At 63.3% G+C, this 17,326-nt stretch carries 18 protein-coding genes and 1 pseudogene; 14 read left to right on the forward strand and 5 right to left on the reverse strand.

Going from position 1 to position 17,326, the window contains the following annotated elements; all coding sequences use genetic code 11:
- The 3 genes and pseudogenes from ACP7B7_RS11620 to ACP7B7_RS11630 form a co-directional block, all read right to left on the reverse strand.
- Nucleotides 1–248, reverse strand: a pseudogene (locus ACP7B7_RS11620) (type VI secretion system tip protein VgrG); the annotation flags it as partial.
- A gap of 203 nt (nt 249–451) precedes the next feature.
- Entirely contained in the window at nt 452–799 is a 348-nt protein-coding gene (locus tag ACP7B7_RS11625; RefSeq protein ID WP_426076766.1) for a hypothetical protein, read from the reverse strand.
- Nucleotides 800–949: 150 nt separating this feature from the next.
- Complete coding sequence (locus ACP7B7_RS11630) at nt 950–1,450, reverse strand: Lrp/AsnC ligand binding domain-containing protein (protein WP_065308736.1); 501 nt, start codon at nt 1,448–1,450, stop codon at nt 950–952.
- Between the two features lie 115 nt (nt 1,451–1,565).
- On the opposite strand from ACP7B7_RS11630, the gene ACP7B7_RS11635 reads away from it, so the two are divergent.
- The 13 genes from ACP7B7_RS11635 (at nt 1,566) to ACP7B7_RS11695 (ending at nt 14,833) form a co-directional block, all read left to right on the forward strand.
- Nucleotides 1,566–2,855: a D-amino acid dehydrogenase gene (locus ACP7B7_RS11635; protein ID WP_426076768.1), complete on the forward strand. Its 1,290-nt coding sequence runs from the start codon at nt 1,566–1,568 to the stop codon at nt 2,853–2,855.
- A gap of 6 nt (nt 2,856–2,861) precedes the next feature.
- The gene (alr, locus tag ACP7B7_RS11640) at nt 2,862–4,019 is read left to right on the forward strand and encodes an alanine racemase (RefSeq protein WP_426076769.1); all 1,158 of its coding nucleotides are present in this window, start codon (nt 2,862–2,864) and stop codon (nt 4,017–4,019) included.
- A gap of 99 nt (nt 4,020–4,118) precedes the next feature.
- The gene (locus ACP7B7_RS11645) at nt 4,119–4,676 is read left to right on the forward strand and encodes an NADPH-dependent FMN reductase (RefSeq protein WP_308921891.1); all 558 of its coding nucleotides are present in this window, start codon (nt 4,119–4,121) and stop codon (nt 4,674–4,676) included.
- Nucleotides 4,677–4,810: 134 nt separating this feature from the next.
- Nucleotides 4,811–6,388 (forward strand): diguanylate cyclase, encoded by a 1,578-nt coding sequence (locus ACP7B7_RS11650; RefSeq protein WP_426076770.1) that lies wholly within the window; start codon nt 4,811–4,813, stop codon nt 6,386–6,388.
- Entirely contained in the window at nt 6,385–6,903 is a 519-nt protein-coding gene (locus ACP7B7_RS11655; protein WP_426076771.1) for a hypothetical protein, read from the forward strand. Before ACP7B7_RS11650 ends, ACP7B7_RS11655 begins: the two co-directional genes overlap by 4 nt.
- Before the next feature lie 41 nt (nt 6,904–6,944).
- Nucleotides 6,945–7,331, forward strand: a complete 387-nt coding sequence (locus ACP7B7_RS11660; RefSeq protein ID WP_426076772.1) for a hypothetical protein — start codon at nt 6,945–6,947, stop codon at nt 7,329–7,331.
- 89 nt (nt 7,332–7,420) lie between these two features.
- Nucleotides 7,421–7,756, forward strand: a complete 336-nt coding sequence (locus tag ACP7B7_RS11665; protein WP_426076773.1) for a hypothetical protein — start codon at nt 7,421–7,423, stop codon at nt 7,754–7,756.
- Nucleotides 7,737–9,110: a TolC family protein gene (locus ACP7B7_RS11670; protein ID WP_426076774.1), complete on the forward strand. Its 1,374-nt coding sequence runs from the start codon at nt 7,737–7,739 to the stop codon at nt 9,108–9,110. The genes ACP7B7_RS11665 and ACP7B7_RS11670 overlap by 20 nt, the downstream gene beginning before the upstream one ends.
- A 2-nt stretch (nt 9,111–9,112) precedes the next feature.
- Nucleotides 9,113–10,501: a multicopper oxidase family protein gene (locus ACP7B7_RS11675; RefSeq protein WP_426076888.1), complete on the forward strand. Its 1,389-nt coding sequence runs from the start codon at nt 9,113–9,115 to the stop codon at nt 10,499–10,501.
- Nucleotides 10,502–10,666: 165 nt separating this feature from the next.
- Entirely contained in the window at nt 10,667–12,316 is a 1,650-nt protein-coding gene (locus ACP7B7_RS11680; RefSeq protein ID WP_426076775.1) for a methyl-accepting chemotaxis protein, read from the forward strand.
- 111 nt (nt 12,317–12,427) lie between these two features.
- Nucleotides 12,428–12,961 carry a hypothetical protein gene (locus tag ACP7B7_RS11685; protein WP_426076776.1) on the forward strand — a complete coding sequence of 178 codons (534 nt, stop codon included), beginning with the start codon at nt 12,428–12,430 and terminating at the stop codon, nt 12,959–12,961.
- A 20-nt stretch (nt 12,962–12,981) separates the two neighbouring features.
- The gene (locus ACP7B7_RS11690) at nt 12,982–14,280 is read left to right on the forward strand and encodes an NAD(P)/FAD-dependent oxidoreductase (protein ID WP_426076777.1); all 1,299 of its coding nucleotides are present in this window, start codon (nt 12,982–12,984) and stop codon (nt 14,278–14,280) included.
- Nucleotides 14,281–14,314: 34 nt separating this feature from the next.
- Entirely contained in the window at nt 14,315–14,833 is a 519-nt protein-coding gene (locus tag ACP7B7_RS11695; protein WP_426076778.1) for a DUF6265 family protein, read from the forward strand.
- 1 nt (nt 14,834) lies between these two features.
- On the opposite strand, the gene ACP7B7_RS11700 is transcribed toward ACP7B7_RS11695, so the two are convergent.
- Nucleotides 14,835–15,545: a sensor histidine kinase gene (locus ACP7B7_RS11700; protein ID WP_308921880.1), complete on the reverse strand. Its 711-nt coding sequence runs from the start codon at nt 15,543–15,545 to the stop codon at nt 14,835–14,837.
- Nucleotides 15,546–15,841: 296 nt separating this feature from the next.
- On the opposite strand from ACP7B7_RS11700, the gene ACP7B7_RS11705 reads away from it, so the two are divergent.
- Nucleotides 15,842–16,243 carry a hypothetical protein gene (locus tag ACP7B7_RS11705; protein WP_308921879.1) on the forward strand — a complete coding sequence of 134 codons (402 nt, stop codon included), beginning with the start codon at nt 15,842–15,844 and terminating at the stop codon, nt 16,241–16,243.
- A gap of 80 nt (nt 16,244–16,323) precedes the next feature.
- On the opposite strand, the gene ACP7B7_RS11710 is transcribed toward ACP7B7_RS11705, so the two are convergent.
- The gene (locus ACP7B7_RS11710; protein ID WP_308921878.1) at nt 16,324–17,301 is read right to left on the reverse strand and encodes a GGDEF domain-containing response regulator; all 978 of its coding nucleotides are present in this window, start codon (nt 17,299–17,301) and stop codon (nt 16,324–16,326) included.
- Nucleotides 17,302–17,326 lie beyond the last annotated feature (25 nt).

The raw sequence follows: 17,326 nt of genomic DNA on the forward strand, positions 1-17,326 counted from the left end.
CGCACCAGTTCGATGCTGACCATCTTGCCCATCAGCGCAGTCAGCGGGATGGAGGCGTTATCGGACAGTACTTCCACGACATAGGAAAAATCGCGCGACAGGCTTTCGCTGGCGTCGAGCGCATTGGCCAGCAGCAAGGTGCCGGCGGGCGCGTCGCCTTGCGGAAAGTGCAGCCGCAGCAGGCGGTCGCCCTGCATGTCGCCGAGCAGCGCAGCCAATGCGATTGAGTCGCCGTCAAAGAAGTTCATGAAATTCTCGTTGCCATTGCATGGTGGTAGCAATGACTTTAGCGAGCACATCAAAAAGAGCTTTGCGTCACCCCAATAGTGATGTATTCATGTATTCAACGGCCTTGCGTAAGGTGGACTGCGTTGCTCACAATTGGCACCGTTGGCGTCAAGGTGACGCATGGACTTTCATTCGCTGATGTTTGGGCAAGCCTGCCGGCCGCTTATTTGCGCGGTTCGTGAATGCGGAATTTCCTGACCACCCCGGCGCGGTCGAACATGACGGCCACTTCGCGCGTGCCCTTGGCGTTGAGCAGAGGCAGGTAGCGGCTGGCGGACGGCGCTTGCAGCTGGTTCTTGTAGACCCAGACTTCATAGCCGGGGTCGAAACTGACCACCGTGGCGCTGCCGAGGGCCGCGTCGAGGTCGAGGCGGGTGGTCTTGCCGACGGTAATGTTCTGGTAGATGGCGCCGTTGGCGGGTGCGCGGTTGACGGTGTATTCGCTGGCGGTGCACATGGCCACGCTGAGGCCCGCGAGGCAAGAAAACGCCAGTTTCAAGAATGTATTCATAGCAGTAGTCCCGGTGCGCATCACTGCTTCCAATCTCAGAGGGGACGGGCGTGATGTCGAGGGGGAGTGTGCTTGCGTTTGTAACGATGTGCTACCGGATTCTATAAAGGCGCACAAATCGATACCGATGGTGCCGGTAGCCGCTACTTTTCAGCGGCCCTGCAGCACTTCGGTCGAGACCGCCAGGGTTTCCTTGATTTCTTCCATCACCACATAGCTTTTCGATTGCGCCGCCCCCGGCAGCTGCAGCAGCATGTCGCCCAGCAATTTGCGGTACTCCGCCATTTCATGGATGCGCGCCTTGATCAGGTAGTCGAAATCGCCCGACACCAGATGGCATTCCTGCACCTCGGGAATCTGCAGCACTTCGCGGCGAAATTGCTCGAAGGCCGACGCCGATTTTTGATTGAGGGTGATCTCGACAAAGACCAGCAATTTGGCCCCCAGCGCGGCCGGATTGACCTTGGCGTGGTAGCCCGTGATGACGCCGTCGCGCTCCATGCGCTTGACCCGTTCGATGCAGGGCGTGATCGACAAACCCACCTGTTCACCGAGGTCTTTCATCGAGATGCGGCCGTCCTGTTGCAGGATGCGCAGGATATGCCGGTCCAGCTTGTCCAGGCCGCGCGACGATTCTTTTAGAATTCTCATGGATTTTTATGATTATTTGCTGAATATCTCGATTTATACGTGAACATATGCTGGGCACTTACCAATATCATAGCGGTAAATCTGGCAATCTGCCCTAAAATAAATAGAGGAAATTATGCGTATCGTGATTCTGGGTAGCGGCGTCATCGGCGTCACCAGTGCTTACTATCTGGCCCGGGCAGGACATGACGTGACCGTCATCGACCGCCAGCCGGGTCCGGCACTGGAAACCAGCTTCGCCAATGCGGGGCAAATTTCTCCTGGTTACGCTTCGCCGTGGGCGGCGCCCGGGATTCCCCTGAAAGCGGTGAAATGGATGATGCAGCGCCACGCGCCATTGTCGATCTCGCTCGACGGCAGCCTGTCGCAGCTGAAATGGATGTGGCAGATGCTGCGCAACTGCACCCCCGACGCCTACGCCGTCAACAAGGAGCGCATGGTGCGGCTGGCCGAGTACAGCCGCGACTGCTTCAAGGTCTTGCGGGCCGAGGCCGGCATCACCTATGAAGGCCGCCAGCAAGGCACGATGCAATTGTTCCGCACTGAAAAACAGTACAACGACGCGGCCAAGGATATCGACGTGCTGCGCGACGCCGGCGTGCCGTTCGAAGTGTTGCAGCGCGATCAGTTGTCGCGCGCCGAACCGGCCCTGGAAGGTGTCAAGGACAAATTGTTCGGCGGCCTGCGCCTGCCCAACGATGAAACCGGCGACTGCCAGTTGTTCACCACCCGCCTGGCCGAAATGGCCGTCAACCTGGGCGTGCAGTTCCGCTACGGCGTATCGATCGACGCGCTGCTGACGCAGGGCGACAGCATTGCCGGCGTGCAGTGCGGCGGCGAAGTGGTCAAGGCCGACGCCTACGTGGTGGCGCTGGGTTCCTATTCGACCACCCTGCTGAACCCCTTGCTGGGCATCCCTGTGTATCCGCTGAAGGGCTATTCGATTACCGTGCCCATCGTCAACGCGGCCAAGGCGCCCGTCTCGACCATTCTCGACGAGACCTACAAGATTGCGGTGACGCGTTTCGACGACCGCATCCGCGTCGGCGGCATGGCCGAGATCGCCGGCTACGACCTGCGTTTGAACCCGCGCCGCCGCGAAACCCTGGAAATGGTGGTCAACGACCTGTTTCCCGGCGGCGGCAGCACGGCGGAGGCCACCTTCTGGACCGGGCTGCGCCCGATGACGCCGGATGGCACGCCCATCGTCGGCCGCACGCCGCTGCGCAATCTGTACCTGAACACGGGCCACGGCACCCTGGGCTGGACCATGTCCTGCGGTTCGGCCCAGTTGCTGGCCGACCTGATGTCGTCGAAACAGCCGGCGATCCAGGCCGACGACCTGTCCGTGGGCCGCTACAATGGCGGGGAGCAGCGCGGCAAGCTGCAATATGCGGAGGCGTAAGCAGAAATGAGCAAGGTAACAGAAGCAAGCAGCAAGGTGGCGGCACAGGCGCGCAGCGGCGCCATTCTGACCATCGATATCGACGCCGTGCGCGCCAATTACCGGCTGTTGCGCGAGCGCGTGCAGCCGGCCGCCTGTTCGGCGGTGGTGAAATCGGACGCGTATGGCCTCGGCGCGGCGCAGGTGGCCGCGGCCCTGCATGAAGAGGGTTGCCGGCATTTTTTTGTCGCCCACCTGGAAGAGGGCATCAGCCTGCGTCCGCACGTGGCGCCGGACGCCGCCATCTTTGTGCTGCACGGCCCGCCGGTCGGCACGGAAGGCGAATTCACGCGACATGGCTTGATCCCCGTGCTCAACAGCGAGCCGCAGGTGGCCGGCTGGCGCGCGCATGCCGCCGCGCTCGACCGTGAGCTGGACGCCATCGTCCAGGTCGATACGGGCATGTCGCGCATGGGCATGTCGCCGCAGGAAATCGATGGCTGGCTGGCCGATGCGCATTTTCTTGATGGCATCAAGGTGCGGTATATCATGAGCCACCTGGCCTGCGCCGACGAGCGCTATCATCCGGCCAACGCGCAGCAACTGGCGCGCTTCCTGGAAATCCGCGCGCGCCTGCCGCAGTATCCGGCCAGCCTGGCCAATTCCTCGGGCGTGTTCCTGTCGCCCGACTACCATTTCGACCTGGTGCGCCCCGGCGCGGCCCTGTACGGCATCACGCCGCAGGCGGGCGAGCCGAATCCCTTGCGATCGGTGGTGCGCCTGCAGGGCAAGGTGATCCAGACGCGCAGCATCAATGCCGGCGACCATGTCGGCTACAGTTGCCGCTACACGGCCACCGGCCCGTGCGTGGTGGCGACCGTGTCCGTCGGTTACGCCGATGGCTGGCTGCGCAGCATGAGCAACCAGGGCGTGGCGGTGATCGATGGCGTGCGCGTGCCGCAGGTGGGCGCCATTTCCATGGATTCGATCACGCTCGACGTCAGCAACATCGATGCCGGCCGGGTCGCGCCGGGCCAGCTGGTCGACCTGATCTGCCCGGAACACCCGGTCGATGCGGTGGCCGCCATGGCCCATACCATCGGCTATGAAGTGCTGACCAATCTCGGTGGACGGTATTTCCGCGTGTATACAGATCTTGCAGGTCTTGCGTCAGGCGCCACCTGACCTTCTGGCGTGCAGACGCCGGCAATACTTGTATGGCAAGATAGGCCTGTCGTGATCTTCACTTCAGGCCTTTTCTTTAACCATCACAGGGGGATTTACATGAGTCAATACCAAGTTGCAATCATCGTCGGCAGCCTGCGCAAGGATTCCTTCAACCGCCAGCTGGCGGACGCCATCGTCAAGCTGGCGCCGCCTGAATTTTCCTTCAAGCAGATCGAGATCGGCGACCTGCCGCTGTACAACCAGGACGACGACGGCGCCCAGGCACCGCAAGTATTGCGCCTGAAAACCGAGATCGCCGATGCCCAGGCCCTGCTGTTCATCACTCCCGAATACAACCGCTCGATTCCCGGCGTGCTGAAAAACGCCATCGACCATGGCTCGCGCCCTTACGGCCAGAGCGTGTGGGCCGGCAAGCCGGGCGCCGTGCTGGGCGTGTCGGTCGGCGCCATCGGCACCGCGCTGGCGCAGCAGCATTTGCGCAATGTGCTGGCCTACCTCGACGTGCCACTGCTGGGCCAGCCGGAAATGTTTATCCAGGCCAAGGAAGGCCTGTTCGATGAAAACGGCAATATCGGCGCGGCCAGCCTGGGCTTCTTCCAGGGCTGGATGAAGCAATATGTGTCGTGGGTGCAAAAGCACGCGATTCACGCCTGATCACACCATTGCCTGAACTTGACGCGTCCTTGATATCGCGGACAACAAACGGTTGCCATCGTCGTTTGTTGCTCTATAGATATGTATAATGCGTCTTTTTCAGGCGCGTTCTCCTCATGCCGCATCACCCCAAGTTGCCTTTGCGAATAAACCTGCGCCGGCTGATCGTGCTGGTGGCGTTCGCCAGCGCCATCATCGCGCTGGCCAATACCTTTTACGCCACGTATCGGGTGCAGCGGCAGTTGCTGATCGATACCACCCTGGAAGCGAACCAGGCCTATGCGCACAAGCTGGCCGGCAGCACCGAGGATTTCCTGCAGTCGAACCGCCAGCAACTGGCGTATAGCGCCGGCCTGCTGGCGCGCCGGTTTGGCGATGCCTCCGCCCTGACGGCCGAGGCCGAGCGCCTGCGCGGCCAGACCAACAGTTTTAATTCCGTGCTGATCGTCAACGCGCGCGGCATCGTGCTGGCTGTCTCGCCGGAAACCCTGGCCTTGCAGAACAGCCAGCTGGCGTCAAGCGGGGCGCTGCAGGCGCTGCGCGAACGCCGTCCCCTGATCACCCAGCCGTATATGTCGACGGCGGGCAACCTGGTAATCTTTATCTCGCATCCCATCTTTGATGCGAGCGGAAACTACCTGGGCTATGTGGGCGGCTCGATCTACCTGAAACAGAAAAATATTCTCTCCAGCCTGCTCGGCCAGCACTACTACCGCGACGGCTCCTATCTGTATGTGGTCGAGCAGCGGCGGCGCCTGCTGTACCATCCCGATCCCGGCCGGCTCGGTGCCACCGCCGGCGCCAATGTGGTGATCGACGCCATCGTGCGCGGCGAAAGCGGGAGCGGCAGCACGGTCAATACGCTCGGCGTCGACATGCTGGCAGGCTACGCCGTGCTGCCGTCGACGGGCTGGGGCATCGTGGCGCAGCGCCCGACGACCGCCACCCTGGCGCCGCTCAAGCAGCTGATGCTCAATACCTTCTGGCATACCCTGCCGATCGCCTTGTTCAGCCTGCCATTGATCTGGTGGCTGGCGCGCCTGATCTCGCGGCCGCTGGTGCAACTGGCCGAAGGCGCCAGCCGCATGGATGCGCCCGGCATGGCCGAGCGCATCGGCCGCATCGGCGTGTGGTACCTGGAAGCGGCGCAGATCAAGCGCGCCTTGCTCGTAGGCATGTCGTTGTTGCAGAAAAAGATCGGCAAGCTCAAGTCCGACGTGCAGACCGACCCGTTGACGGGGCTGGCCAACCGGCGCGGCATGGCGGCCGCGCTGGAGGCGTGGCAAGCACAGGCACGGGCGTTTTCCGTGATCGCCATCGATATCGACCATTTCAAGCAGGTCAACGACCGCTGCGGCCATGCGGTGGGCGACGCCGTGATCCGGCGCCTGGCCCATTTGATGCGCGCCTGTTCGCGCGACGCCGACGTGCTGTGCCGCAATGGCGGCGATGAATTCATCATGCTGCTGCCCGACGCCAGCCTGGACATCGCCTTGCAGGTGGCCGAACGGCTGCGCGCGCGGGTCGCCGAGGCCGAGATCCCCGGCGCCGGTTTCGTGACCGTCTCGCTGGGCGTGGTCTCGTCCAGCGAACAGGACAGCGACAGCGACAGCGCCTCGATCCTGCTGGGCGCCGACGCGGCGCTGTACGTGGCCAAGGAACGCGGGCGCAATTGCGTGGGCGTCAGGGACGCCCTGGTGCGCCACGGATGAACAAGCTGAACATTTACTGCGAGGTGGACGGCCAGCCGTTCGACCCGCGCTGGCTCGGTTGCCGCGACATGGGCTACGGCCAGCGCAGCGAGCTGCCCTTGCGGCCGTTTCGCTTGCGGCTGCCTGCCGGCATGCTGGACAGCCTGGTGGGCGAGGCCTGCGATGCGTTCGTGCAGACCTGCCGCGAAGACGATGCCGTGCTGGACGAGTCCGACCTGCCGGCCTTGCGCGACGCCGGTTATCCCTCCCTTGCCACCATGCTGGCGCGGCACCAGCCGCTGCTGGCCGAGCTGCTGGTCGATTATCTGTACCGAGACCTGCTCGACGCCATTGCCGTGCGCAGCGGCGCGCAACTGTACCGTCCGCGCCGCAGCGGCGATCCGCGCGGCGCGGACGCACGGCGCTACTTTACCGTCAACGCGCTGCGGGAAGTGCATGTTGCCGAAGGGGAAATCGTGCTGGAAGGACAGGGCTATTTCGGCACCTGGATCATCTGGCTGGCGCAACCGGCATAAGCGCTTGACCTTCCTCCCATGTCAAGGTTTATCATGCTGCCATGAATCGTGTCTTTTATCGCCACCTCGTTCGTTCGCTGCTCTGGCTGCTGGTCGCAGCGCTGCCCTTGCAGGGTTTCGCCGCGGCCATGCGCAGCTGCTGCCTGCAGCAGAGCGTGGCATCGGTAGTGGTCAAGGCCGAGGCGCCGCATTGCCACGCCATGGCCGATATGGAAGACCATGCCGGCAAAGCCATGGACATGGGCCATGGCCATGATTGTGGCAACCACGGCGCTTGCACCGTGGGCGCCACGGCGCCGCCACCGATGGCCGCGCTGCATCCATTGATGCTGGGCGCGCCGCAGCCGCCGGGCGCGCTGCCGCTGCTGTTTGCCGGCCATATACCAGCCGGGCCCGAACGTCCTCCCAGAAGCCCCCGCTCCGCCTGACCGCCCGTGAACCTGGCGGGGAGTTTCCCTGCGCCAGTGTTTTATTTCCGTGCCTTTGCCGCACGACCGTCCTGTTATCGAGATTACCCATGAAGCAATTGTTCAGCCTGGCCCTGGCCGCGTGCCTGCCGCTGGCCGCGTTCGCCCAAGCACCCGCGCCCGCGCCGCACGATGCGCAGGCATCCGTGCCGTCCATCGTCTACCGTTCCGCTGTTGACAGCTATCAGCCCGCCGCCGAAGAGGAGGCCACGCCGGACCAGACCTGGCGCGCCGTCAACCGGAAAGTGGGCGACGCCGGCGGCCATATGGGCCATATGATGAAAGGGCACAAGATGCCGATGAAGATGCCAATGAATATGCCTATGGACAAGCCTGCCGCGCCCGAGGCCCCGGCGAAGCCGCATCATGAACACCAGGGGCACTGAGATGGCCATCTTCCGTCCTTTTTTACGTTTGACCCCGCTGGCGGCGGCCTTGCTGCTGGCCGGTTGCACCAGCTTCAGCCCCGATGGCGGCCTGGGCGATGTTGCCGCGCTGACCGACGCCCGCAGCGGCGCGCCAGCCGCCTTATCCCCAGGCAATAGCGAAGACCGCCTGGCGCCCCTGCTGGCCCAGCCCCTGGATGCCGACAGCGCCGTGCGCATTGCGCTGATGAATAATCCGGGCCTGAAAGCATCCCTGGCCGCGCTTGGCGCCTCGGAAGCCGACCTGGTGCAGTCCGGCCGCCTGCGCAACCCCGGCCTGTCGTTCGGCCGCTCGCATGGCAGCGAAGGCCATGAAATCGACCGTGGCGTCAGCTTCGACCTGGCCGGCCTGCTGACAATGCCGATGCGCGTGAATATCGAGCGCGGCCGTTTCGAGCAGGCCAAGCTGCAGGCGGCCGGCAGCGCCGTGCAACTGGCCAGCGACACGCGCCGCGCGTATTTCACGGCGGTGGCCGCCGTGCAGACCGAGCAGTTCATGCAGCGCGCGCTGGTGTCGGCCGAGGCCGGCGCCGAGCTGGCCTCGCGCTTGCGGCAGGCCGGCAACTGGAGCCGGCTCGACCAGGCGCGCCAGCAAGTGTTTTACGCCGATGCCGTCAGTGACCTGGCCCGTGCGCGCCACCAGGCCACGGCAGCGCGCGAACGGCTGACGCGCTTGCTGGGCCTGTGGGGCCGGCAAACAGCGTTTACCTTGCCCGACCGGCTGCCGGATTTGCCGGCCAAGGCGGAAGAGCCGGGCAATATCGAAGCGCAGGCGATGGAGCAGCGGCTCGACGTGCAGATGAGCAAACGCGACGCGCAAGCCACCGCCAGCGCGCTGGGCCTGTCGAAGGTGACGCGCTTTGTCAATGTGCTCGACGTCGGCTACACCAACAAGAGCACCAGCACCGCGCCGCGCGAAAACGGCTACGAGGTGTCGCTGGAACTGCCGCTGTTTGACTGGGGCACGGCCCGCCACGCGCGCGCGCAAGCCGTGTACGAGCAGGCGCTGCAGCGCACGGCGGGCACGGCCATCAATGCCCGCTCGGAGGTGCGCGAGGCGTATTCGAGCTACCGCACCGCCTACGACCTGGCGCGCCATTACCGCGATGAAGTGGTGCCGCTGCGCAAGACGATTTCACACGAGGTGCTGCTGCGCTATAACGGCATGCTGGCCAGCGTGTTCGAACTGCTGTCGGACGCGCGCGAGCAGGTGGCCAGCGTCAATGGCGCGATAGAAACCCAGCGCGACTTCTGGATCGCGCAAACCGAATTGCAGTCGGCCATCAATGGCAGCGGCGCAGCCAACAAGGAATAATGATGATTACACGCAGGAACTTTTTCATGAACGCGGGCGCCGTTGCCTTGAGTGCGGCGGCCGTCAGCCGGGTCGGCGCGGCCTCCTTGCCGGAAGCGGCCAGCATGGCCGGCGCCGGGACCCAGGCGCCGCCACCGCCGCCGAACGGCCGGCCCTACGATCCGGTGGTGACCCTGAACGGCTGGTCACTTCCTTGGCGCATGAACAACAATGTCAAGGAATTCCACCTGGTGGCCGAACCCGTCGTGCGCGAACTGGCGCCCGGCATGATGGCCAATCTGTGGGGCTATAACGGCCAGTCGCCCGGCCCCACCATCGAAGTGGTGGAGGGCGACCGCGTGCGCATCTTTGTCACGAATAAATTGCCGGAACACACCAGCGTGCACTGGCATGGGCAGCGCTTGCCGAACGGCATGGATGGCGTGACGGGCCTGACCCAGCCCGGCATTGCCCCCGGCAAGACCTTTGTCTATGAGTTTGTCGCCAGGCGCCCCGGCACTTTCATGTACCACCCGCATGCCGATGAAATGACGCAGATGGCGATGGGCATGATGGGTTTCTGGGTGACACATCCGAAAGACCCGAACTTCATGAAGGTCGACCGCGATTTCGTCTTTTTGCTGAGCAACTACGATATCGATCCGGGCAGCTACACGCCGAAGATCATGACCATGACGGATTTTAATCTGTTCACCTTCAACAGTCGCGTGTTTCCCGGCATCGACCCGATGGTGGTGCGCCAGGGCGACAAGGTGCGCGTGCGCGTGGGCAACCTGACCATGACGAATCACCCGATCCACATGCACGGCCACGAGTTCGAAGTGACCGGCACCGATGGCGGCTGGACCCGGCCCGAGTCGCGCTGGCCCGAAGTGACCACCGACGTCGCCGTGGGGCAGATGCGGGCGGTGGAATTTACCGCCACCGATCCGGGCGACTGGGCCTTCCACTGCCACAAATCGCACCATACGATGAACGCCATGGGCCACGACGTGCCGACCATGATCGGCGTCGACCATCAGGGCGTGGCGGCGAAGATCAATCAGCTGGTGCCCGGCTATATGGTGATGGGCGAGCGCGGTATGGCCGACATGGGCGAGATGCAGATGCCGATACCCGACAATACCCTGCCGATGATGGCCGGCGATGGTCCTTTCGGCGCGATCGGCATGGGTGGCATGTTTACCACCGTCAAGGTGCGCAAGGACCAGAAACCGGGCGACTACCGCGATCCGGGCTGGTACCGGCACCCGACAGGTACGCTGGCGTATGAATGGACGGGCGCCTTGCCGGAACCGGTGCGGGGGCAGGGTGCGGGCAAGCCGGCAGCGATCAAAGCGGGCGCGGTGGAAATGAGTGTACGCAAGCCAACTGGCCATGCCGGACACTGATTTTCTTTTGTAAAGATTGGTGGTCTGATTAGCACGATCGGCCACCAATTGTGTTGTGCAGGATCAAGGAATTGTCATGGGGTGACAATCCGAGCATATGTTCGGCGGCTTTTTCTCTATATTCAGCAGCATGAGTGGTGCATGCCGTACTGAATGGGAGAAAACATGTTGAAACAGATGAAGGTAGGTACGCGCTTGATTGCCGCGTTTTTTTGCGTGGCCTTGCTGGGCGCCATCGTGGCCGGTATCGGCATTTACAACATGGGCAAGATCGATACCATGGCCGGCCAGATGTACCACAACGAATTGCTGGGCCTGTCGCATATCAAGGAAGCCAATATCGCCCTGATCAAGGTGGGCCGCGCACGCAGCAATTTTCTGCTGGCCACCACCGAAGAAGAACGCGCCACGCGCCGGGCCGATATCGCAAAATTTCTCGCGGCCAACAAGGAAAGCCTGGCCAAGGCGCAACCGCTGTTCGTCACGCCGGCCGCGAAGGAATTGTTTGCCCGCTTTGCCGCCGTCGAGGCGGACTATGCCAGCTCCATGGCGCAGGTATTGACGATGGCGGCGGCCGAGCCGCTGGCGCAGCGCGGCCCTGAACTGATTACCCTGCTCAATAAAACGCGCGAGCACGCGAATGAACTCGACAGCGTGCTCGATAAGTTGTCGCAGCAGAAGGAAACACGCGCGAAAGAAGCGGCCGAGCAGGCCAGCAGCGTCTACCAGACCAGCCGCCGCTTCATGGTGGCGCTGGTGCTGGGCAGCGTGGCGGCCGGCCTGGCGCTCGGTGCGCTGATCACGCGCGGCCTGACCCGCCAGCTCGGTGGCGAGCCGGGCTATGCGGCGCAAATCGCCGGCGCGATTGCCGAAGGCGATTTGACGGTCTCGATACAGACCCGCGGCGGCGACAGCGACAGCCTGCTGTTCGCCATGAAAACCATGCGTGACAAGCTGGTCGGCATTGTCAGCCAGGTGCGCGCCGGCACCGAAACCATTACCACCGCCTCCAGTGAAATTGCGCAGGGCAACCTGGACCTGTCTTCTCGTACGGAAGAGCAGGCCAGTTCGCTGGAAGAGACCGCTTCGTCGATGGAAGAGCTCACGTCCACCGTGCGCCAGAATGCGGAAAACGCGCGCCAGGCCAATGCCCTGGCCGGTGCCGCTTCGGACGTGGCCGGCAAGGGCGGCGCGGTGGTGGGGCGGGTGGTGCAGACCATGGAATCGATCAATGCCTCCTCGCGCAAGATCGTCGACATCATCAGCGTGATCGACGGCATCGCTTTCCAGACCAATATCCTGGCCCTGAACGCGGCCGTGGAAGCGGCGCGCGCCGGCGAGGAAGGGCGCGGCTTTGCCGTGGTGGCGTCCGAAGTGCGCAACCTGGCGCAACGCTCGGCCGCTGCGGCGAAGGAAATCAAGGCCCTGATCGGCGACTCGGTGGAACAGGTGGAGGTGGGCGCCAGGCTGGTGCACGACGCCGGCCTGACGATGGACGAGGTGGTGGGCAGCGTGCGCCGGGTGGCCGAGATCATGCAGGACATTACCGCCGCCAGCAGCGAGCAGAGCGCCGGCATCGAGCAGGTCAACATGGCCATCGTGCAGATGGACCAGGTGACCCAGCAGAACGCGGCCCTGGTGGAACAGGCGGCCGCGGCTGCCGAATCGATGCAGGACCAGGCCACGGCCCTGAGCGAGATCGTCAGCGTGTTTCGCCTGGACGGCACGGCGCCGGCCGCGGTGCTGGCCAGCAATGTCACGCCGCTGCGCCGTCCGCCCGCAGCCAGACCGCAGCCGATGCGCCGCCTCGCCTGAGACGTTCGCCACGCGGCCCGCCTGCCGGGCCGCGCGTGCTTATGTGTCCTTGCGAACATACGGTTTTTACTCAGCGCACTACAATCGGGGCATCTATCAAGGAGTGTCCCCATGAAAAACCTCGTTCTTGCCGCCAGCCTGCTGCTTGCCGCCGCCAGCGCCACCACCGCCAATGCCGCCGTTACGGTCAGCATCGGCCAGCCCGGCTTTTACGGGCGCATCGATGTGGGCAACTATCCCGCACCGGAATTGATCTATGCCCAGCCTGTGATCGTCGAACGCCCGCAATATTATTCGGCGCGGCCGATCTACCTGCGCGTGCCGCCTGGTCACGCCAGGAACTGGTCCAAGCACTGCCGCCGGTATAATGCCTGTAACCAAGAAGTTTATTTTGTTCAGGATGGTTGGTATAACAACCAGTATGCGCCCCGTTACCGCCAGCAGCACGCGCGTCCGCCGGTGCACAGGCCGCAGCCGCAGCATGGCCGTCCGGATCACGGACCGCACCGCGGCCCGGACCGCGACCGGGACCACCATGACAACCGTCCTGGCAAGGGGCATGGCAATGACAAAGGTCATGGCAACGGCCATGGCAACGGCCATGGCAACGGCCATGGCAACCGGGACCATGGAAACAGGAATTAAGCAATCAATCAGGAGGATCTTTGCACAGTAAAATCGTTATCGTCGGTGGCGGGGCAGGCGGGCTTGAGCTCGCTTGCAAACTCAGCCGCAAGCTCGGCGCCGGGCAGGTGACCCTGGTCGACAGCCGCCTCTACCATATCTGGAAACCTTCGCTGCATGAAGTGGCGGCAGGCACCCTCGATATCCACCAGGAAGGCCTGTCCTACCAGATGCTGGCGCACGATAACGGCTTCAGCTATGTGTACGGCCCCCTGATCGCCCTCGATGCGGCCTCCAACAGCCTGACGGTGGGCGCGATCGCCACCGACAAGGGCGAGCAATTGCTGCCCGAGCGGCAAGTCGGCTATGACCAGCTGGTGCTGGCCGTCGGCAGCACCTCGAATTATTTCGGCGTGCCGGGCGCGCAGGAAAACACGATTTCACTGAACGCCACCGAAGACGCCGAGCGTTTCCGCCTGACCCTGCTGAAGCTGCTGGCCATGGCCGAACAGCGCCGTGGCGACGCGGGCCACCCTGGCGTCGATATCGTGATCATCGGCGGCGGCGCCACCGGCGTCGAGCTGGCGGCCGAACTGCGCGAAGCGAGCGACGTGTATGCGGCCTATGGTTTCCAGAACCTGAATGCCATCAAGGACGTGCGCATCACCCTGCTCGAAGGCGCGCCGCGCATCCTGGCGCCACTGCCCGAGCGCGTCTCGCGCGCCGCCAACAAATTGCTGGTGCAGCATGGCATTACGGTGGCGGCCGATACGCGCGTCACCTCGATCGAGGCCGACAAGGTCAATGTCGCCACCGGCACCAGCTACGCGGCCGACATCGTGGTCTGGGCAGCCGGCATCCGCGCCCCCGAATTTCTCGCCACCCTCGGCTTGCCGACCAATCGCGCCGGCCAGCTCGAAGTGACGGGCATGCTCAATGTGCAGGGCCACGCGAATATCTATGCGCTCGGCGACTGCGCCGCCTGCATGGGTGAAAACGGCAAGCTGGTGCCGCCGCGCGCCCAGGCCGCCCACCAGCAGGCCGATTACCTGCGCAAGACCTTTGTGCTGCAAGCGCAGGGCAAGCCGCCGCAAACCAAGCCCTATGAATATCTCGATTACGGCTCGCTGGTGTCATTCGGCCGCACCACCTCGGTCGGCACCCTGATGGGGTCGCTCAAGGGCCTGAGCTGGTTCGTCGAAGGGTTTGTGGCGCGCATGATGTATGTCAGCCTGCACCTGATGCACCACAATGCGGTGCTGGGCAGCGTGCGCACGGCCGTGATGGCGATGGGCCGCTTCCTGATCAAGCGCAGCACGCCGCAGGTCAAGCTGCACTGATCCCCCCAAGTTCTGGCCCGCTACTGGAGATGACATGAAACGATCGTTGAACATATTGATTGCAGCAGCGTTGTTTGCGGGATCGGGGCTGGCCCAGGCCGCCACCAAGGCTGCGCCGCCGGAAACGGTGGAGAAATTGGCCTGGCTGACCGGCTGCTGGCAGGTCGATGGCGCCGAACCCGGTTCGGGAGAACAATGGAGCACGGCGGCGGGCGGCACCATCCTCGGTGCCAGCCGCACCGTCAAGGGCGGCAAGACCACCGCGTTTGAATTCGTGCAGCTCCGGCTGACCGTGCCGGGCCAGCTGGCCTATATCGTGCAGCCCTCGGGCGCGGCGCCGGTCGAATTCAATCTGCTGCGGCAGGACAAGCCGAATGAATTCATCTTTGCCAACCTGGACAATGATTTTCCCAGCCGCATCATCTACCGCCACGTCAGCTACCGTATCGTGCACGCCAGCATTGTCGGTACCTTGAAAGGGAAGTTGACCACCATTAACTTCCCCATGAGCCGCATCCGCTGCGATGCGCAGGCCGGCGAGCGTTCCAGGTAGATTACAGCGGCGCGCTGCGAGGCAGCACTACCGTCAGGGTGGTGCCGCCTTGCGGATGGGTTGCCAGCGCCAGGGTGCCGCCCAAATAAGCCACGCGTTCGCGCACGGCGCGCAAGCCGTGCTTGTGCATGTCGGCGGGCAGGCTGGCCGGCAGGCCTGCGCCGTTATCCTTGATCGTCATCATCAGCGCCTCGTCATTGTCGTCGACGATGACGTCCACTTCCGTGGCCTGGGCATGGGCGGCGATATTGGCCAGTCCTTCTTCCAGGGTGCGCAGCAGGGCCACGCCCACATTGCGCGGGCACACCAGTTCATCTTCGGGCAGGCTGCAGCGCACGGTGATTTTATGTTGTTCGGCAAATTGCGCCGCCAGTTCGCCCAGTGCCACGTTGACGCCCAGGAACTCCAGCTTGTCATTCCATAGCTTGATCTGCATCTGCCGGTTGGTCTCGATGACATTCAACAGCAATTGCTTCATGGTTGCCGCGCGGTCCAGCAGCACGGCTTCCTGCGGCATCTTTTGTGTCAGCAGCGACAAATGCATGGTCAGCGCCGTCAGCGACGAGCCCAGGCTGTCATGCAGCTGGCGCGACAGGGCGCGGCGCTCGTTGTCCCAGCTGGTATTGATGTGTCCCAGCAATTCGCTGAGATCGGCGGCACGCGCCGCATCGGGGTGGGCCGCTTCATTGCTCTGATCTGTTTGTGCGGACATGGCGCCCCATGAATGATAAAAGGTTACGACCGGAATGACGGGATCATACATGAGGATTTCATTGCGGGGCGCATGGCAGGAAAATTTCTATCTTTTCGATAACTGTAATGGCTTTCCATTAACAGGGTCAAACAAGGGGACTGCGTGGGCCATGCGCTGTGCGTACGCTTGCGCACATACCAGGGCAAGCGCGCCTGCCATAGTGAGGCTGTGCGCAAGCCATGCAGCAGATGCGGCAATTGCCGCCATTGCGGCTCGGGCGCAGGACCGGCCCCCACCAAACGAAAGGACATGCCATGAATATCGATACTATTGTTGATCAAGAATACTGTGCCAAAAGCTTCCGCGACATCGTCAACGCGCCCATCAGCGCCTTGCGCGGCGTCAGCGCCAAGGATGCCAAGGCCCTGACCCAGGCCTTCGGCGTGACCACGGTACGTGAACTGGCCAATCTCAATTTCGTCAAATGGGCCAGCGCGCTGGCCATCCTGGCCGACGAAGAAGGCATGACGGTCGAAGAAAAGGCCAAGGAAGAGCTGCTCGACGACGCCGTCGAAATGACGTTCCCGGCCAGCGACCCGATTTCGGTCGACGCCGGCATCACGCGCATCGAAGTGGCGCCTGAAAAAGTCAATGCCCACAGCGACCACCAGCATGCCGGCAAGCATGAAGAAGCGGCGAGCAAGAAGTCGAAGTAAACCTGGATTGCCGGAATAAAAAAAACCGGGACGCCGCATCACAGCGGCGTCCCGGTTTTTTTATCGGGGGCGCATCTGGCTCAGGCCAGCGAGGTCACGCCGTGCGCATTGGCTTGCGTCACGGCCAGGTCGTGCGGCGCGCAGCAATAGCGGTTCTTGCCGGCTCGCTTGGCTTCGTACAGCGCCGTGTCGGCCGCGCTCAGCAGGGCGTCGACGGTGGTGGCGTCGTCCGGGTAGATGCTGATGCCGATGCTGGTCGACAGGCGCAAGGTCAGGTCGTTGATGAAATACGGCTCGGAAATGACTTCGATCAGCTTGGCGGCCGGCTCGCGCGCGTCGCCCTTGCCGGCCAGGTTGCCCAGCACGATGACGAATTCGTCGCCACCGATGCGCGCCACCGTGTCTTCCTTGCGCGAGGCGTTGACCAGGCGCGCCGCCACCAGCTTCAGGATCTCATCGCCATAGGCGTGGCCATACGTGTCGTTGATGGCCTTGAAGCCGTCAAGGTCGAGATACAGGATGGCCGACTTGCCGCGCACGCGGGCCGAATGCTGCAGGGTGTGCTCGATGCGGTCTTCCAGCAGGCGGCGGTTGGGCAGGCCCGTCAGGGGGTCGTGCAGCGCCAGTTCCTGCTGCTGCTTGCTGTATTGCGCCAGTTCCTTGTACAGCAAACGCACTTCCAGCATGTTATGGATGCGCTTGTGCACTTCCATCAGGTCGAAGGGCTTGCTGATGAAGTCGCGCGCACCCGCTTCCAGGGCGGCGATCTTGAAACTCGGTTGCGCCGTCAGCGCCAGCACCGGCAGGTAGCCGCCGTGTTCGATTTCCTTCAGGCCCTTCATGACCTGGAAACCGTTCAGTTCGGGCATCTGCAGGTCGAGCAAAATCAGGTCGTAGCAATGTTCGAGGTGCAGCGGGCAGACCTGGGCCGGGCGCATGGTGGCCGTGACGTTGCTGTAGCCGGCATCGCGCAGGATTTCGAGCATCAGGTCGACATTGTCCGGTGAATCATCAACGACCAAAATCTTGGCTTTCAAAATTTCATCTTGGCTAGGCATGGGTAATCCCGGTGAATTCTGTAAG

Origin of the sequence: Janthinobacterium sp. PSPC3-1 (assembly GCF_049896105.1) — a bacterium.
GTDB lineage: Bacteria > Pseudomonadota > Gammaproteobacteria > Burkholderiales > Burkholderiaceae_D > Janthinobacterium.

Coding starts and splice junctions, on each gene's coding strand:
- ACP7B7_RS11625 (WP_426076766.1), bottom strand. CDS start 799: ATGAATACATTCTTGAAACTGGCGTTTTCTTGCCTCGCGGGCCTCAGC.
- ACP7B7_RS11630 (WP_065308736.1), bottom strand. CDS start 1,450: ATGAGAATTCTAAAAGAATCGTCGCGCGGCCTGGACAAGCTGGACCGG.
- ACP7B7_RS11635 (WP_426076768.1), top strand. CDS start 1,566: ATGCGTATCGTGATTCTGGGTAGCGGCGTCATCGGCGTCACCAGTGCT.
- alr (WP_426076769.1), top strand. CDS start 2,862: ATGAGCAAGGTAACAGAAGCAAGCAGCAAGGTGGCGGCACAGGCGCGC.
- ACP7B7_RS11645 (WP_308921891.1), top strand. CDS start 4,119: ATGAGTCAATACCAAGTTGCAATCATCGTCGGCAGCCTGCGCAAGGAT.
- ACP7B7_RS11655 (WP_426076771.1), top strand. CDS start 6,385: ATGAACAAGCTGAACATTTACTGCGAGGTGGACGGCCAGCCGTTCGAC.
- ACP7B7_RS11660 (WP_426076772.1), top strand. CDS start 6,945: ATGAATCGTGTCTTTTATCGCCACCTCGTTCGTTCGCTGCTCTGGCTG.
- ACP7B7_RS11665 (WP_426076773.1), top strand. CDS start 7,421: ATGAAGCAATTGTTCAGCCTGGCCCTGGCCGCGTGCCTGCCGCTGGCC.
- ACP7B7_RS11670 (WP_426076774.1), top strand. CDS start 7,737: ATGAACACCAGGGGCACTGAGATGGCCATCTTCCGTCCTTTTTTACGT.
- ACP7B7_RS11675 (WP_426076888.1), top strand. CDS start 9,113: ATGATTACACGCAGGAACTTTTTCATGAACGCGGGCGCCGTTGCCTTG.
- ACP7B7_RS11680 (WP_426076775.1), top strand. CDS start 10,667: ATGTTGAAACAGATGAAGGTAGGTACGCGCTTGATTGCCGCGTTTTTT.
- ACP7B7_RS11685 (WP_426076776.1), top strand. CDS start 12,428: ATGAAAAACCTCGTTCTTGCCGCCAGCCTGCTGCTTGCCGCCGCCAGC.
- ACP7B7_RS11695 (WP_426076778.1), top strand. CDS start 14,315: ATGAAACGATCGTTGAACATATTGATTGCAGCAGCGTTGTTTGCGGGA.
- ACP7B7_RS11700 (WP_308921880.1), bottom strand. CDS start 15,545: ATGTCCGCACAAACAGATCAGAGCAATGAAGCGGCCCACCCCGATGCG.
- ACP7B7_RS11705 (WP_308921879.1), top strand. CDS start 15,842: ATGAATATCGATACTATTGTTGATCAAGAATACTGTGCCAAAAGCTTC.
- ACP7B7_RS11710 (WP_308921878.1), bottom strand. CDS start 17,301: ATGCCTAGCCAAGATGAAATTTTGAAAGCCAAGATTTTGGTCGTTGAT.